Annotated in this window: 12 protein-coding genes; 10 read left to right on the forward strand and 2 right to left on the reverse strand. The window is 65.7% G+C overall.

Translation table 11 applies throughout. The features are described from left to right. Positions 1-33: 33 nt before the first annotated feature. The 8 genes from M8A51_RS03440 (at position 34) to M8A51_RS03475 (ending at position 10,553) form a co-directional block, all read left to right on the forward strand. Positions 34-4,794 carry a glutamate synthase-related protein gene (locus M8A51_RS03440; RefSeq protein WP_251776727.1) on the forward strand — a complete coding sequence of 1,587 codons (4,761 nt, stop codon included), beginning with the start codon at positions 34-36 and terminating at the stop codon, positions 4,792-4,794. 24 nt (positions 4,795-4,818) lie between these two features. Next, positions 4,819-6,297: a glutamate synthase subunit beta gene (locus M8A51_RS03445; protein ID WP_251776728.1), complete on the forward strand. Its 1,479-nt coding sequence runs from the start codon at positions 4,819-4,821 to the stop codon at positions 6,295-6,297. A gap of 276 nt (positions 6,298-6,573) precedes the next feature. Next, entirely contained in the window at positions 6,574-7,401 is an 828-nt protein-coding gene (locus tag M8A51_RS03450; RefSeq protein WP_251776729.1) for an ABC transporter ATP-binding protein, read from the forward strand. A 2-nt stretch (positions 7,402-7,403) separates the two neighbouring features. Then, the gene (mlaE, locus tag M8A51_RS03455; protein ID WP_407062199.1) at positions 7,404-8,189 is read left to right on the forward strand and encodes a lipid asymmetry maintenance ABC transporter permease subunit MlaE; all 786 of its coding nucleotides are present in this window, start codon (positions 7,404-7,406) and stop codon (positions 8,187-8,189) included. A 170-nt stretch (positions 8,190-8,359) separates the two neighbouring features. Continuing rightward, positions 8,360-8,848, forward strand: a complete 489-nt coding sequence (gene mlaD, locus M8A51_RS03460; RefSeq protein ID WP_251776730.1) for an outer membrane lipid asymmetry maintenance protein MlaD — start codon at positions 8,360-8,362, stop codon at positions 8,846-8,848. After that, on the forward strand, positions 8,845-9,615 hold the full coding sequence (locus M8A51_RS03465; protein WP_251776731.1) for an MlaA family lipoprotein: 771 nt from the start codon (positions 8,845-8,847) through the stop codon (positions 9,613-9,615). The genes mlaD and M8A51_RS03465 overlap by 4 nt, the downstream gene beginning before the upstream one ends. 38 nt (positions 9,616-9,653) lie before the next feature. After that, complete coding sequence (locus tag M8A51_RS03470) at positions 9,654-10,268, forward strand: MlaC/ttg2D family ABC transporter substrate-binding protein (protein ID WP_251776732.1); 615 nt, start codon at positions 9,654-9,656, stop codon at positions 10,266-10,268. 12 nt (positions 10,269-10,280) lie between these two features. After that, a complete protein-coding gene (locus M8A51_RS03475; protein WP_251776733.1) occupies positions 10,281-10,553 on the forward strand; it encodes an STAS domain-containing protein in 273 nt (90 codons plus the stop codon). A 45-nt stretch (positions 10,554-10,598) separates the two neighbouring features. Here the strand turns inward: M8A51_RS03475 and M8A51_RS03480 are convergent, their stop codons facing one another. Together M8A51_RS03480 and zwf are read right to left on the reverse strand one after the other, a co-directional pair. Further along, positions 10,599-11,453, reverse strand: coding sequence for a MurR/RpiR family transcriptional regulator (locus tag M8A51_RS03480; RefSeq protein ID WP_251776734.1), 855 nt, complete (start codon positions 11,451-11,453; stop codon positions 10,599-10,601). A gap of 38 nt (positions 11,454-11,491) precedes the next feature. Further along, positions 11,492-12,940 (reverse strand): glucose-6-phosphate dehydrogenase, encoded by a 1,449-nt coding sequence (zwf, locus tag M8A51_RS03485; protein WP_251776735.1) that lies wholly within the window; start codon positions 12,938-12,940, stop codon positions 11,492-11,494. A gap of 306 nt (positions 12,941-13,246) precedes the next feature. Between zwf and tal the strand changes: the two genes are divergently transcribed. Together tal and pgi are read left to right on the forward strand one after the other, a co-directional pair. After that, positions 13,247-14,194 (forward strand): transaldolase, encoded by a 948-nt coding sequence (gene tal, locus M8A51_RS03490; RefSeq protein WP_251776736.1) that lies wholly within the window; start codon positions 13,247-13,249, stop codon positions 14,192-14,194. Between the two features lie 22 nt (positions 14,195-14,216). Then, positions 14,217-15,815 carry a glucose-6-phosphate isomerase gene (gene pgi / locus M8A51_RS03495; protein WP_251776737.1) on the forward strand — a complete coding sequence of 533 codons (1,599 nt, stop codon included), beginning with the start codon at positions 14,217-14,219 and terminating at the stop codon, positions 15,813-15,815.

Here is a 15,815-nt window from a genome sequence, read left to right on the forward strand (position 1 = left end):
CGCGTTATCCCTAACGATGACACGGAGTGCGCCATGACCAAGGCCGCCCTGGGGGCTGCTGCCCCCGAAGAAATCCAGTCGTTGGCCGCCAGCGGCTTGTACGACCCGGCCAACGAGAAGGACGCATGCGGCGTCGGCTTCGTCGCGCACATCAAGGGCCAGAAGGCCCACGCCATCGTCGAGCAGGGCTTGAAGATCCTGGAGAACCTCGACCACCGCGGCGCTGTCGGCGCCGACAAGCTGATGGGCGATGGTGCGGGGATCCTGATCCAGATTCCGGACGATTACTTCCGCGCCGAGATGGCGAAGCAAGGCGTCGAACTGCCCCCGCCGGGCGAATACGGCGTCGGCATGATCTTCCTGCCGAAAGAGCATGCTTCGCGCCTGGCGTGCGAGCAGGAACTCGAGCGGGCGGTCAGGGCGGAAGGGCAGGTGCTGCTCGGCTGGCGTGACGTGCCGGTCGACAAGGACATGCCGATGTCACCGACCGTGCGCGAAAAGGAACCGGTGATCCGCCAGATCTTCATCGGCCGGGGGCCGGACATCATCGTGCCGGATGCACTGGAGCGCAAGCTCTACGTGATCCGCAAGACCGCTTCCAGTGCGATCCAGCGGCTGAAGTTGACGCACAGCCGCGAGTACTACGTGCCGAGCATGTCGTGCCGCACCATCATCTACAAGGGCCTGCTGCTGGCAGACCAGGTCGGCACCTACTACAAGGACCTGCAGGATCCGCGCACGGTGTCGGCGCTCGCGCTCGTGCACCAGCGCTTCTCGACCAACACCTTCCCCGAGTGGCCGCTCGCGCACCCGTACCGCATGGTTGCGCACAATGGCGAAATCAACACCGTCAAGGGCAACTTCAACTGGATGCGTGCCCGCGAAGGCGTGATGAAGTCCCCGGTGCTGGGGGATGACCTGCTCAAGCTGTATCCGATCAGCTTCGAGGGCCAGTCCGACACGGCCACGTTCGACAACGCGCTCGAGCTGCTGACCATGGCCGGCTACCCGCTCGCTCACGCCGCGATGATGATGATTCCCGAGGCGTGGGAGCAGCATGCGACGATGGACGAGCGCCGTCGCGCGTTCTATGAGTACCACGCCGCAATGCTGGAGCCCTGGGACGGCCCCGCCGCCATGGTCTTCACCGACGGCAAGCAGATCGGCGCCACGCTGGACCGCAACGGCTTGCGTCCGGCACGCTACATCGTCACGGACGATGACTTGGTCGTGATGGCCTCGGAGAGCGGCGTGCTGCCCATCCCCGAGAACAAGATCGTCAAGAAGTGGCGCCTGCAGCCTGGCAAGATGTTCCTGATCGACTTCGAGCAGGGGCGTATCGTCGATGACGAGGAGCTGAAGAACCTTCACGCATCGACCAAGCCCTACCGGCAGTGGATCGAGAACGTCCGCATCAAGCTCGACACGATCGAAGTGACCGGCGGCCCGGCGGCCTTCCCGGAATCGCTGCTCGACCGTCAGCAGGCGTTCGGCTACACACAGGAAGACATCAAGTTCCTGATGAGCCCGATGGCCCAGGCCGGCGAGGAAGGCATCGGCTCGATGGGGAACGACTCGCCGCTGGCCGTGCTGTCGAGCAAGAACAAGCCGCTGTACAACTACTTCAAGCAGCTGTTCGCCCAGGTGACCAACCCGCCGATCGACCCGATCCGCGAAGCGATCGTGATGTCGCTGGTGTCCTTCATCGGTCCCAAGCCCAACCTGCTGGACATCAATGCGGTGAACCCTCCGATGCGTCTGGAGGTGTCGCAACCGATACTCGACTTCGACGACATGGCTCGCCTGCGCGAGATCGAGAAGCACACCGGCGGCAAGTTCAGGAGCTACGGGCTCAACATCACCTACCCGCTGGTCTGGGGCCCCGAAGGGGTCGAGGCAAAGCTGGCGTCCCTGTGCGCAGAAGCGGTTGACGCCATCAAGAGCGGCCACAACGTCCTGATCATCACCGACCGCCATATGGACCGGGCCCAAGTGGCCATTCCCGCGCTGCTCGCGTTGTCGGCGGTCCACCAGCACCTGGTGCGCGAAGGGCTGCGCACGACGGCGGGTCTTGTGGTGGAGACCGCTTCAGCGCGCGAAGTGCATCATTTCGCCGTGCTCGCGGGCTACGGGGCCGAAGCCGTGCACCCGTATCTCGCGATGGAGACGCTGGCTGCGCTGCACAAGGAACTGCCCGGCGAGTTGTCGGCCGAGAAGGCAATCTACAACTACGTCAAGGCGATCGGCAAGGGCTTGTCGAAGATCATGTCCAAGATGGGCATATCGACCTACATGTCCTACTGCGGCGCGCAGATCTTCGAGGCCATCGGCCTGAAGAAGGAGTTGATCGAGAAATACTTCCGCGGCACGGCGTCGCAGGTGGGCGGCATCGGCGTGTTCGAGGTGGCCGAAGAGGCGATCCGCATGCACGTGGCGGCGTTCGGCGACGACCCGGTGCTGCAGAACATGCTCGATGCCGGCGGCGAATACGCCTGGCGCGTGCGTGGCGAAGAACACATGTGGACGCCGGATGCGATCGCGAAGCTGCAGCACAGCGCGCGCGCCAACAAGTTCGACACCTACAAGGAGTACGCGCAGATCATTAACGACCAGTCGCGCCGCCACATGACGCTGCGCGGTCTGTTCGAGTTCAAGGTCGACCCGAGCAAGGCGATTCCCGTGGACGAGGTCGAGCCCGCCGCAGAGATCGTCAAGCGCTTCGCGACCGGCGCGATGTCGCTCGGCTCGATCTCGACCGAGGCGCACTCGACGCTGGCCATCGCGATGAACCGCATCGGCGGCAAGTCGAACACCGGCGAAGGCGGCGAAGACCCGGCGCGTTATCGCAACGAGCTCAAGGGCATACCGATCAGGCAGGGCACGAAGGTGTCCGAGGTGGTCGGCGCCGGCGTGGTCGAGGCCGACTACGAGCTGAAGGACGGAGACTCGCTGCGCTCGAAGATCAAGCAGGTGGCCTCGGGACGCTTCGGCGTCACGACCGAGTACCTGGTGTCGGCCGACCAGATCCAGATCAAGATGGCCCAGGGCGCCAAGCCCGGTGAGGGCGGGCAGCTGCCGGGTGGCAAGGTGTCCGACTACATCGGCTTCCTGCGCTACTCGGTGCCGGGCGTCGGGCTGATCTCGCCGCCGCCGCACCACGACATCTATTCCATCGAGGACCTGGCGCAACTCATCCACGACCTGAAGAACGCGAACCCCCGTGCCGACGTGTCCGTCAAGCTGGTGTCGGAAGTCGGCGTCGGTACGATCGCGGCCGGTGTCGCGAAGGCCAAGGCCGACCATGTGGTGATTGCAGGCCACGACGGCGGCACCGGCGCCTCGCCGTGGTCATCGATCAAGCATGCGGGCACGCCGTGGGAGCTGGGCCTGGCCGAGACGCAACAGACGCTGGTGCTCAACCGTCTGCGCAGCCGCATCCGGGTGCAGGCCGACGGCCAGATGAAGACCGGCCGCGATGTCGTGATCGGGGCGCTGCTGGGTGCAGACGAATTCGGCTTCGCCACCGCTCCGCTGGTGGTCGAAGGCTGCATCATGATGCGCAAGTGCCACTTGAACACCTGCCCAGTGGGCGTGGCCACGCAGGACCCGGTGCTGCGCCGCAAGTTCCAGGGCAAGCCGGAGCACGTGGTCAACTTCTTCTTCTTCATTGCCGAAGAAGCGCGCCAGATCATGGCTCAGCTGGGCGTGCGCAGGTTCGACGACCTGATCGGCCGCGCCGACCTGCTCGACACGAAGAAGGGCATCGAGCACTGGAAGGCGCGTGGGCTGGATTTCAGCCGCGTCTTCTTCCAGCCGACGGTGCCGGCCGAGGTGCCGCGCTACCACGTCGAGATGCAGGACCACGGCCTCGACCGCGCGCTCGACGTCAAGCTGATCGAGAAGTCCAAGGCGGCGATCGAGAAGGGCGAGAAGGTGCAGTTCATCGAGACTGCGCGCAACGTCAACCGCACGGTCGGCGCCATGCTGTCCGGCGAGCTGATCCGCCATCGTCCCGAAGGCCTGCCCGACGACACGCTGCGCATCCAGATGGAAGGCACCGGCGGCCAGAGCTTCGGCGCCTTCCTCGCGAAGGGCATCACGATGTACCTGATCGGCGATGCCAATGACTACACCGGCAAAGGCCTGTCCGGTGGGCGCGTGGTCGTGCGGCCGAGCATCGACTTCCGCGGCGACGCGACGCAGAACATCATCGTCGGCAACACGGTGTTGTACGGTGCCACCAGCGGCGAGGCCTTCTTCCGCGGTGTCGCCGGCGAGCGTTTCGCGGTGCGCCTGTCAGGCGCGACCGCGGTCGTCGAAGGTACCGGTGACCATGGCTGCGAATACATGACCGGCGGGACTGTCGTGGTGCTTGGCAAGACGGGTCGCAACTTCGCGGCCGGCATGTCGGGCGGCCTGGCCTACGTGTACGACGAGGACGGCCAGTTCGCATCGCGCTGCAACACCTCGATGGTGTCCCTCGACAAGGTGCTGCCCGCGAAGGAACAGGAAGCGGGTATCGACCCCGCGATCTGGCACAAGAGCCAGACCGACGAAGTGCTGCTGAAGAAGCTGATCGAGGAGCACCACCGCTGGACCGGCTCGCTGCGCGCGCGCGAAATCCTCGATCGCTGGAATGAGGCACGCTCGAAGTTCGTGAAGGTGTTCCCGCACGAGTACAAGCGCGCACTGGGCGAACTCAATGCGAAGAAGGAAGCTGACGCCACCATCGCGAAGGCGGCCGTCAAGGGGTCGGAGAAGTCCGGCGGCAAGAGCACCAAGGCCAAGGCCTGAGCGGCCGGACTTTAGGAGTAAGAAATGGGAAAAGTCACTGGCTTCATGGAATACGAGCGGGTCGAAGAGGCGTATGAGCCCGCTCCCACCCGGCTGAAGCACTACAAAGAGTTCGTCATCGGCCTGAAGGAAGACGAGGCGCGCGTGCAGGGGGCGCGCTGCATGGATTGCGGCATTCCGTTCTGCAACAGCGGCTGCCCGGTCAACAACGTCATTCCCGACTTCAACGACCTCGTGTATCGCAACGAATGGCAGCGCGCGATCGACGTGCTGCACTCGACCAACAACTTCCCCGAGTTCACCGGGCGCATCTGCCCCGCGCCGTGCGAAGCGGCTTGCACGCTGAATTTCAACGACGAGGCGGTCGGTATCAAGTCGGTCGAGCGCGCGATCATCGATCGCGCCTGGGCCGAGGGCTGGGTGGCGCCGCAGCCGTCGAAGATCAAGACGGGCAGGAAGGTCGCCGTGATCGGCTCGGGCCCCGCCGGGCTGGCTGCGGCGCAGCAGCTTGCGCGCGTCGGCCATGACGTGACGGTGTTCGAGAAGAACGACCGCATCGGTGGCCTGCTGCGCTACGGTATCCCCGACTTCAAGATGGAGAAGTCGCTGATCGACCGCCGCGTCCAGCAGATGGAGGCCGAGGGCGTGAGCTTCCGCACCGGGGTGCTGGTCGGCAAGATGCCCGAGGGCTCGAAGGTGACCAACCTTGCCAAGCAGACGGTGTCGCCCGAGCAATTGGCGAAAGAGTTCGACGCTGTGCTGCTGGCCGGCGGCGCCGAGCAGCCGCGCGATCTGCCGGCGCCCGGTCGCGACCTGGCCGGCGTGCACTTCGCGATGGAGTTCCTGCCGCAGCAGAACCGCGTCAATGCCGGCGACCAGGTCAAGGACCAGATCATGGCGACCGGCAAGCACGTGATCGTGATCGGCGGCGGCGACACCGGCTCGGATTGCGTCGGTACCTCCAACCGTCATGGCGCGGCGAGCGTGACGCAGTTCGAACTGATGCCGATGCCGCCTGAGCACGAGAACAAGGCGCTGACCTGGCCGTACTGGCCGTACAAGCTGCGCACGTCGTCGAGCCATGAAGAAGGCTGCGAGCGCGAATTCGCGATCGCGACCAAGGAGTTCATGGGCGGGGAAGGAAAGGACAGCGGCAAGCTTGCCGCGATCAAGACCGTCCGCGTCGAGTGGAAGGACGGCAAGATGGTCGAGGTGCCGGGTTCGGAGCAGGTGCTCAAGGCCGACCTCGTATTGCTGGCCATGGGCTTCGTCAGCCCGGTGGCGAGCGTGCTCGAATCCTTCGGCGTCGAGAAGGACGCGCGCGGCAACGCAAGAGCGAGCACCGACTTCATGGGCGGCTACCAGACCAGCGTCGACAAGGTTTTTGCGGCGGGTGACATTCGCCGCGGCCAATCGCTCGTGGTGTGGGCGATTCGCGAGGGTCGGCAGGCTGCGCGCGCGGTCGACGAGTTCCTGATGGGCGCCAGCGAGCTGCCGCGCTGACGCCGGGCCAGGCGCCACAAAGGGCGGGCCGCAGTCGCTTTGCCGCAAGGCGCCGACAGCCCGGCCGCCGGCCTGCGGTGCAGGCCGGTTAACGCCGTCTTAAACCGCGCCGCGAAGAATGAGCGGCGCGAGCGGCCGTTGGATTGCCGCAACAATGCCTGCCGCGGGGCGGTCCTCCAGACGGGGGAGCTCCGCCATGGGCCCGAGTGTTTTCCCCTATCATCCGACGGCCGGTTGTTTCATGACACCGGCTTTTTGTTGACTGGCCTTCTTCTGATGTCTCCCCTCGTCTCAGCTCCCACCCCCACCACGCCGCTCGTCGAGTTGCGCGGCGTGAGCTTCGGCTACGGCGAGCGCTTGATCCTCGAGGAAGTGAGCCTGCAGGTCCCCCGCGGCAAGGTGATCGCTCTGATGGGCGCTTCCGGCGGCGGCAAGACCACCGTGTTGCGGTTGATCGGGCGGCAGGTGACGGCTCAGGCCGGCCAGGTGCTGTTCGACGGCGCCGACGTGGGCACCATGGACCCGCGGCAGTTGTATGCGGCACGCCGGCGCATGGGCATGCTGTTCCAGTTCGGGGCGCTATTCACCGATCTGTCGGTGTTCGACAACGTCGCTTTTCCGCTGCGCGAGCACACACGCCTGCCCGAAAGCATGATCCGCGACCTGGTACTGATGAAGCTCAACGCTGTCGGCCTGCGTGGTGCGCGGAACCTGATGCCCGCCGAAGTGTCGGGTGGCATGGCGCGGCGTGTCGCGCTGGCCCGTGCGATCGCGCTCGACCCGGATCTGATCATGTACGACGAGCCGTTCGCCGGGCTCGACCCGATTTCGATGGGTGTCGCGGCACGGCTGATCCGCCAGCTGAACGACACGCTCGGCGTGACCAGCATCGTGGTCTCGCATGACGTCGACGAGACCTTCCTGATCGCCGACCACGTCGTGTTCCTGGCCAACGGCCGCATCGCGGCACAGGGCTCACCGGCCGAGATGCGTGCTTCGAGCGACCCGCTGGTCCGGCAGTTCGTCGACGCGCAACCCGACGGCCCGGTGCGCTTCCACTACCCGGCTTCATCGGTGGCGGAAGATTTCCGCATGAGGGCCTGACCATGCTGGGCTTCCTGCATCCCTCGCGCGTAGGTTTCGCGGTCAGAAGCAAGCTGAACGACATCGGCTGGTCCGCGCGGCTGCTTCTCAGGCTGGTGCTGCTTGGCGGCCGGGCGTTCGCGCGCGGCCGACTCGTGGTCGACCAGCTGCATTTCCTCGGCAACTATTCGCTGGCGATCATCACCGTCTCGGGCTTGTTCGTCGGCTTCGTACTCGGGTTGCAGGGGTACTACACCCTGCAGCGCTACGGATCTTCCGAAGCGCTCGGGCTGCTCGTCGCGCTGTCGCTGGTGCGTGAACTGGGACCTGTGGTCAGCGCCTTGTTGTTCGCAGGGCGGGCCGGCACTTCGCTGACGGCCGAGATCGGCCTGATGAAAGCAGGCGAGCAACTGACCGCGATGGAGATGATGGCAGTCGACCCGGTGCAACGCGTGCTGGCGCCGCGTTTCTGGGCCGGAGTGATCGCGATGCCCCTGCTGGCGGCCGTGTTCAGCGCGGTCGGCATCATCGGCGGCTGGGTGGTCGGCGTGCTGCTGATCGGTGTCGACGAAGGCGGCTTCTGGTCACAGATGCAAAGCGGCGTCGATGTCTGGGCCGACGTCGGCAACGGCATCATCAAGAGTTTCGTGTTCGGTGTGACGGTCACTTTCGTGGCGCTGCTGCAAGGCTACGCCTGCAAGCCGACCCCCGAAGGCGTGTCTCGCGCCACCACGCGCACCGTGGTCATGGCTTCGCTGGCGGTGCTGGGGCTGGACTTCGTGCTCACGGCCTTGATGTTCTCGATATAAGGGCGATGGAACACCTTCGGCGCCTTGGACGACCCGGCGGAGCCGGATCCGCGGCGGCCCTGGATTTTGCCGGCGCATGCCCTCGTGGACGGCCGGAACCACCCGCTGTCGCCGGCGGACCACTGAAGAACCTTGGATGGCGGCGCTGATGCCGCCGAGGAGAGCAGACGATGCAGAAGTCTCGTCATGACATATGGGTCGGATTGTTCGTGCTGATCGGCGCGGCGGCCGTGTTGTTTCTCGCGTTGAAGGCCGGCAACCTGGTCAGTCTGTCGTTCGAGCCCACCTATTACGTCGACGCCCGCTTCGACAACATCGGTGGATTGAAGCCGCGTGCGCCGGTCAAGAGTGCAGGGGTGGTCGTCGGGCGCGTCGAGTCGATCCGCTTCGACGACAAGATCTATCAGGCGAGGGTGCGGCTCGAACTGGAGCGGCGCTACGTGTTTCCGAAGGACAGTTCGGCCAAAATCCTCACCTCGGGATTGCTCGGCGAGCAGTACATCGGTCTGGAGCCGGGCGCCGAGGAAAGCAATCTGGCGGTCGGCGACGTGATCACGCAGACGCAGTCGGCGGTCGTGCTCGAGAACCTGATCAGCCAGTTCCTCTACAACCGGGCTGCCGAAGGTCCGAGCGCACCGGCCGGGGGGGGCAAGCCGTGAAGTTCCGGTCCAGTCTTCTTCGTTTGCTGGGCGTGGTGTCGGCCGTCGCCGCGCTGGGCGGGTGCGCAAGCAACCCGCGCGACCCGCTGGAGCCGATGAACCGCAAGGTGTATGCCTTCAACGATGCGGTGGACCGGGCGGTGCTCAAGCCGGTGGCGACCGCTTACCGCGACACGGTGCCGAGCCCGGTGCGCACCGGCGTCACGCACTTCTTCTCCAACCTCAGCGACGCGTGGTCGGCCATCAACGCCTTCCTGCAGTTCAAGGCGGAAGCGGGCTTGCGCAACACGATGCGCTTCAGCATGAACACCTTCCTCGGGCTGGGCGGGTTGCTGGATATCGCCACCGAGGCGGGCATCGAGCCGCAGTACGAGGATTTCGGCCAGACGCTGGCCCGCTGGGGCATGGGTTCCGGGCCCTACGTGGTGCTGCCGCTGCTTGGGCCCTCGACGTTGCGCGACACGGCAGCGCTGCCGCTCGACATGAAGGCGGCAGGCTATGCTTTCCGGCACGACCCCCAAACGCAGTTCGGCCTGAACGGTCTGCGCCTCGTGAACGCAAGAGCGAGGGCCTTGTCGGTCACCAGCATGATCGGCGACGCTGCGCTCGATCCTTACCTGTTCGTTCGCGACGCCTATCTTCAGCGGCGTCTCAACCTGGTCCACGACGGCGATCCGCCTGACAACGGCGACAGCTACGAGGACGGCGAAGAACTGGACGACCCGAGCGTTGAACCATCGGGCGCCGCGCCGGTCTCAACCGACTGAGCTTGCAGGGGAAGTCCCCCATTGGAAAAGGAAAAGTGATGAATCGTCGAGGTTTTGCTGCAGCGTGTATCAGTGCGGTGTTGTTCGTGTCCGGCGGTGCCTGGGCCCAGCAGGCACCCGATGCGCTGATCCGCGAGGTGTCGCAGGACGTGATCGACACAGCCCGCAATGACAAGGCGATCCAGGCGGGCGACCTGCAGCGCATCGTCGCACTGGTCGACGCCAAGATCCTGCCGCATGTGAACTTCCAGCGCATGACGGCTTCGGCTGTCGGCCGCTACTGGCGCCAGGCCACCCCGGAGCAGCGCCAGCGCCTGCAGGAAGAATTCAAGCAGTTGCTGATGCGCACCTATGCCGGCGCGTTGTCACAGGTGAAGGACCAGCAGGTCCACATGAAACCGATGCGTGCGGCGCCGGAGGACACCGAGGTGATCGTGCGCACGGAGGTGCGCGGCAAGGGTGAGCCGGTGCAGGTCGACTACCGGCTCCAGAAGACGCCCGCCGGCTGGAAGATCTACGACGTCAATGTGCTGGGTGTGTGGCTGGTCGAGAACTACCGCAACACGTTTGCACAGGAGATCGGCCAGGGCGGCATCGACGGCTTGATCAACAAGCTCGCCGAGCGTAACAAGGCTGCCGCCGGCCAGAGCTGAAGGTCAGGACCGATGCTGCTGCTGCCCGACCGTCTGACCGTAGACGAAGCCAACGACACGCTGCGCATGCTGCAGCAGGGCCTCAAGCGCGAGCCGGGCGACCGGCTCGTCGTGGATGCGGGCGCGCTGCGGCATTTCGACTCTTCGGCACTCGCGGTGCTGCTCGAATGCGAGAGGCTCGCTGTCGCCGGCGGCAAGCGCTTCGAGGTGCAGCAACTGCCATCCAAGCTGCGCGAATTGGCGGGCTTGTACGGGATCGGGGAACTGCTGCCGACGGCCGGCTGATGGCCGCTTCGCCGGCGACGAAACGGGGGCCGTGGCCCCCGTTGCTCATTCCGGTTGGGCGTAGCGTTTCGCGCGCAGGTTGCGCTTGATCTCCTGCAGCATCGGGCGCAGGTGCTCACCCAGGCGCAGTGCGACGCCGGTGGTCAGGATGTCGATGATCATCAGGTGCAACAGGCGCGAGACCATCGGGCTGTAGCGGTCGTAGTCTTCCGGGTGGTCGGCGGCCAGCAGGATCTGCGCCTGTTGCGCCAGCGGCGAACCGCTGGCGGTAACGACGATCGTGGTGGCGCCCTTCTTGCGGGCGATCTCGGCGGCGTCGAGCAGGTCGCGGCTGCGACCCGAGTTCGAGATCACCACGACGCAGTCCCCGGGCTTCAGCATCGTCGCGCTCATCACCTGCACGTGGCCGTCGCTGCAGGCCACCGCATTGACGCCGAGCCGGAAGAACTTGTGCTGCGCGTCCTGCGCGACGATGCCCGAATTGCCGACGCCGTAGAACTCGATGCGCCTCCCCTGGCGGCCCGCTTCGGCGAGCGCCTCCATCGCGCGTTCGAACGCGTGACTGGCCGCGTCGTTGCGGAACTTCAGCAGTGCCGACACCGTGTTGTCGATCACCTTGACGATGATGTCGGACGGCTTGTCGTCCTCGTCGACCGAGCGGTGCACGAAGGGCACGCCCTCATTGACGCTGCCGGCGAGCTTGAGCTTGAAGTCGGCCAGCCCGTCGTAGCCGACGCTGCGGCAGAAGCGCACCACCGTCGGTTTGCTCACGTGCGAGCGCTCAGCCAGCTCAGCCACCGGCAGGCTCGCGAAACTGCGCGGATCGGCCAGCACCAGCTTCGCGACGCGCTGCTCGGCCGGCGGCAAGGCCGGGATCGACGCCCTGATGCGGTCCAGCATGTCTTACTCCTCAGCGCGACACGGGAGCGGTCGCTTCGTCACTGTTCCTCGGACCACGTGAAACCGTCGCGCGCCACCAGTGCACTGGCAGCCGGTGGACCCCAGCTGCCGGCGTTGTAGCCGCGCAGGCCGTTGCCGTCGCGGCCCCATGCCTCGAGAATGGGCTCGACCCAGCGCCACGCCTGCTCCTGCTCGTCGGAACGCACGAACAGGTTCAGGCGACCGGCGATCGCATCGAGCAGCAGGCGTTCGTAGGCACCGACGCGCTCCGTCGGAAAGGCCTTGTCGAAGTCGAGGTCGAGGAACACCGGCGACAGCGTCTCGTGCTGGCCGCCGGTGCCCTTGGCCGCAAGCAGGTGCAGCTCCAGGCCGTCTTCCGGCTGCAGCTTGATGACAAGCTTGTTCGGCTGGTTCTCGCCGGGAAAGATGCTGTGCGGCGCCGGGCGGAAGTTGACGACGATCTCTGCGTCGCGTGCGGCCAGGCGCTTGCCGGTGCGCAGGTAGAAGGGCACGCCGGCCCAGCGCCAGTTCTGCACCTCGGTGCGCAGCGCGACGAAGGTTTCGCAGCGGCTCCCGGGCGGCACTTTCACTTCGTCCGGATAGCCCGGCACGGCCTTGCCGTCGACGTTGCCGGCACGGTACTGGCCGCGCACCACGTCGCGCACCACGGTTTCGGGAGTGAACGGCTTCAGCGAGCGCAGCACCTTGAGCTTTTCATCGCGGATGGCGTCCGCGTCGCTGGTGGACGGCGGCTCCATCGCGATCATCGTGAGCAGCTGCAGCGCGTGGTTCTGGATCATGTCGCGCAAGGCACCGGTGCGGTCGTAGAAGTCGCCGCGCGTGCCGACGCCGATGCTCTCTGCCAGCGTGATCTGGATGTTGGCGATGCTTTCGCGGCGCCACAGCGGCTCGAACAGCGCGTTGCCGAAGCGCAGCGCCATCAGGTTTTGCACCGAAGGCTTGCCGAGATAGTGGTCGATGCGGAACGCCTGGTTCTCGTCGAACACCGAGCGCACCACGCGGTTGATCTCCTGCGCGCTCTTCAAATCGTGGCCGAGCGGTTTTTCGAGCACGACGCGAATGTGAGGCTCGTTGAGGCCGGCGGCACCGAGTTGCTCGCAGATGACCGGGAACAGGTGCGGGCTGGTCGCGAGGTAGAGCACCACGGTGTCGGCGTTGCGCTCGCCCAGCCAGGACTTCAGTCGCTGGTAGTGCTCCGGCTGCGACAGGTCGACCCGGCGGTAGAAGATCAGCTCGGCGAAACGGGCGAATTCCTCGTCGCTTGGACGCTTTGGCGTGTCGACTTCCTGGAAACGCTCTTTGAGCCAGACACGGTACTGCTCATCGGATTGGTCGTCGCGCGCGACCGCGAGGATGCGGCCGCCTGGCGGCAGCTTGCCGTGCCGAAACGCCTGGAACAGGGCCGGCATCAGCTTGCGCCACGTGAGATCGCCCGTACCGCCGAAGAAAACCAGATCGAAGGACATGATCGTGAAACGGTAACCGTTGGAAAAGCGGGCACGCCGGCCCGAACTTCCGGCAGCAGTGCTATCAGCCCGCGGGTGTAATAAAGTTTCACAACGATGATGCCGCCAATTTCGGCTTCCGTCAATTCACCAAGGCCTGCAGCTTGGCTGCCGGAAGGGTGGAAAGGCGCCGATTACAGGCGGGTTACGGGGTAACCTTGTTACCATGCGTGCCTTGCCGAAGCACGCTGCCTGTCGTGGCCGTCGGCAAAAGCCGCCACGACCAGCGCCGACAATTCGGTTTTGCACCGTTTCTCTGGACCGACCATGACCTCACTGGAAGCGCTCAAGCAATACACCACCGTCGTCGCCGACACCGGCAACTTCAAGCAGCTCGCGCAGTTCGCCCCGAAGGACGCCACCACCAACCCTTCGCTAATCCTGAAGGCGGTGCAGCAGCCCGACTATCAGCCGCTACTGGCCGAAGCGGTCGCGGCGCATCGCGGCGAGCCGATCGATCAGATCATCGACCAGGTGCTGGTGCGCTTCGGCCTCGAGATCCTCAAGGTCGTGCCCGGCCGGGTCTCGACCGAGGTGGATGCTCGGCTCAGCTTCGACACTGCCGCGACCATCGCCCGAGCGCAACGCATCATGGCGCTGTACGAAGAGGCCGGCATTGGCCGCGAGCGCGTGCTCATCAAGGTCGCGTCGACCTGGGAGGGCATCCAGGCGGCCCGAGCGCTGCAGCACGAGGGCATCCGTTGCAATCTGACGCTGCTGTTCTCTTTCTGCCAGGCGGTGGCATGCGGCGAGGCCGGCGTGCAGCTGATTTCGCCCTTCGTCGGTCGCATCTACGATTGGTACAAGAAGACCGCCGGCAGCAGCTGGGACGAAGCGGCGAATGCCGGCGTCAACGACCCCGGCGTGCGTTCCGTCACCCAGATCTACAACTACTACAAGCACTTCGGTATCGAGACCGAAGTCATGGGCGCCAGCTTCCGCAACGCCGGGCAGATCCTCGCACTGGCCGGCTGCGATCTGCTGACGATCAGCCCCGAACTGCTGGCGCAACTGCACGCGAGCGACGCGCCGGTCACGCGCTACCTCGACCCTCATGCTGCGCGTGGCGCAAGCATCAAGGCGGTGGCGTACAACGAGGCGAGCTTCCGCTACGCGCTGAACGAGGACGCCATGGCGACCGAGAAGCTCGCTGAGGGCATTCGCCAGTTCGCGGTCGATGCCGTCAAACTCGAAGGACTGATCCAGGCGCTTTGATTTTTTCTCGGGAAGGACAACGATGACGACCGCACCGCGCTGCGACCGCACGACGGCTTGGGCTGCGTTGAAGGGGCACTACGAAGCCCACGGACGCGATTTCGATCTGCGCGAGGCCTTCGCGCGCGACCCCGGGCGCTTTGCTGCCTTCGGCGTCGAAGCGCCCGAAGTGTTCGCAGACCTGTCGAAGAACCACCTCGATCTCGCGACGCTCAAGCTGTTGCTCGAGCTGGCGCAGGAATGCCGCCTCGCCGAGCGCCGCGACGCGATGTTCGCGGGCGCGCCGATCAACCACACCGAGGGCCGCGCCGTGCTGCATACCGCGTTGCGCGCGCCGCAGGGCCGGGGGCCGCACAGCGCCGAAGTGCACGAGGTGCTGGACCGGATGCTGACCTACGTCGAGGAAGTGCGCGACACAGCGCGCAGCGGTATCCGGCACGTCGTCAACATCGGCATCGGCGGCTCCGACCTGGGGCCGCAGATGGTGGTGCCGGCGCTCGACGCGTTCGTCCATCCGGGCCTGAACTTCCATTTCGTCTCCAACGTCGACGGCCACGACATCACGCCGGTGCTGCGCAAGCTGAAGCCGGAGGAGACGCTGTTCATCATCGCGTCGAAGACCTTCACGACGCAAGAGACCATGGCCAACGCGCATGTCGCCAAGGCGTGGTTCCTGCAGCACGGCGGCGCAGACACCGCGAAGCATTTCGTCGCGACGACCACCAACGTGGAGGCCGCGGCCGAATTCGGCATTGCCACCACGTTCGGTTTCTGGGACTGGGTCGGTGGCCGCTATTCGCTGTGGTCGGCGATCGGCCTGCCGATCGCACTGGCCATCGGCGCCGACAACTTCCGCGCGCTGCTGGCGGGCGCGCACGCGATGGACCGGCACTTCGCCGAGGCACCGCTGGAGCGCAATCTGCCGGCGCTGCTGGGGCTGCTCGACGTCTGGTACCGCAACTTCCACCACTACACCAGCCGCAGCATCGCGCCCTATCACCAGGGTCTGCGGCGTCTGCCGGCTTACCTGCAGCAACTCGAGATGGAGAGCAACGGCAAGTGCGTCGACCTCGATGGCGAGCGCCTGCCGTTCGGCACCTCGCCCGTGGTGTGGGGCGAGCCGGGCACCAACGGGCAGCACGCCTACTTCCAGATGCTGCACCAGGGCACCGACGTGATCCCGGTTGAGTTCGTCCTTGTCAAGCGGCCGACGCATCCGCATGCCGACCTGCACGCCAAGCTGCTGGCCAACGGGCTTGCGCAGGCGCAGGCGCTGATGCTGGGCAAGACCACCGAACAGGCACGGGGCGAGAAGGCGCCGACCGCCTCGAGCGAACTGGATGCGCAGACGGTCGCGCGCCATCGCACCTTCCCAGGCAACCGACCCAGCACGACGCTGCTGCTGGAGCAACTGACGCCGCGCAGCCTGGGTGCGCTGATTTCGCTGTACGAGCACCGGGTGTTCACCAGCGGTGCGCTGTGGCGCATCAACAGCTTCGATCAATGGGGCGTCGAGCTGGGCAAGGCCTTGTGCAACGACCTGCTGCCACGCCTCGGCTCGGGTGAGCTCGGCGGGCTCGACGGCTCCACCGCGGGCCTGCTGCGGCGGCTGACAGCCTGA

The sequence above is a fragment of the Caldimonas mangrovi genome (genome assembly GCF_023721835.1).
GTDB classification, from domain to species: domain Bacteria; phylum Pseudomonadota; class Gammaproteobacteria; order Burkholderiales; family Burkholderiaceae_C; genus Caldimonas; species Caldimonas mangrovi.

Coding starts and splice junctions, on each gene's coding strand:
- M8A51_RS03440 (WP_251776727.1), top strand. CDS start 34: ATGACCAAGGCCGCCCTGGGGGCTGCTGCCCCCGAAGAAATCCAGTCG.
- M8A51_RS03445 (WP_251776728.1), top strand. CDS start 4,819: ATGGGAAAAGTCACTGGCTTCATGGAATACGAGCGGGTCGAAGAGGCG.
- M8A51_RS03450 (WP_251776729.1), top strand. CDS start 6,574: ATGTCTCCCCTCGTCTCAGCTCCCACCCCCACCACGCCGCTCGTCGAG.
- mlaE (WP_407062199.1), top strand. CDS start 7,404: ATGCTGGGCTTCCTGCATCCCTCGCGCGTAGGTTTCGCGGTCAGAAGC.
- mlaD (WP_251776730.1), top strand. CDS start 8,360: ATGCAGAAGTCTCGTCATGACATATGGGTCGGATTGTTCGTGCTGATC.
- M8A51_RS03470 (WP_251776732.1), top strand. CDS start 9,654: ATGAATCGTCGAGGTTTTGCTGCAGCGTGTATCAGTGCGGTGTTGTTC.
- M8A51_RS03475 (WP_251776733.1), top strand. CDS start 10,281: ATGCTGCTGCTGCCCGACCGTCTGACCGTAGACGAAGCCAACGACACG.
- M8A51_RS03480 (WP_251776734.1), bottom strand. CDS start 11,453: ATGCTGGACCGCATCAGGGCGTCGATCCCGGCCTTGCCGCCGGCCGAG.
- zwf (WP_251776735.1), bottom strand. CDS start 12,940: ATGTCCTTCGATCTGGTTTTCTTCGGCGGTACGGGCGATCTCACGTGG.
- tal (WP_251776736.1), top strand. CDS start 13,247: ATGACCTCACTGGAAGCGCTCAAGCAATACACCACCGTCGTCGCCGAC.
- pgi (WP_251776737.1), top strand. CDS start 14,217: ATGACGACCGCACCGCGCTGCGACCGCACGACGGCTTGGGCTGCGTTG.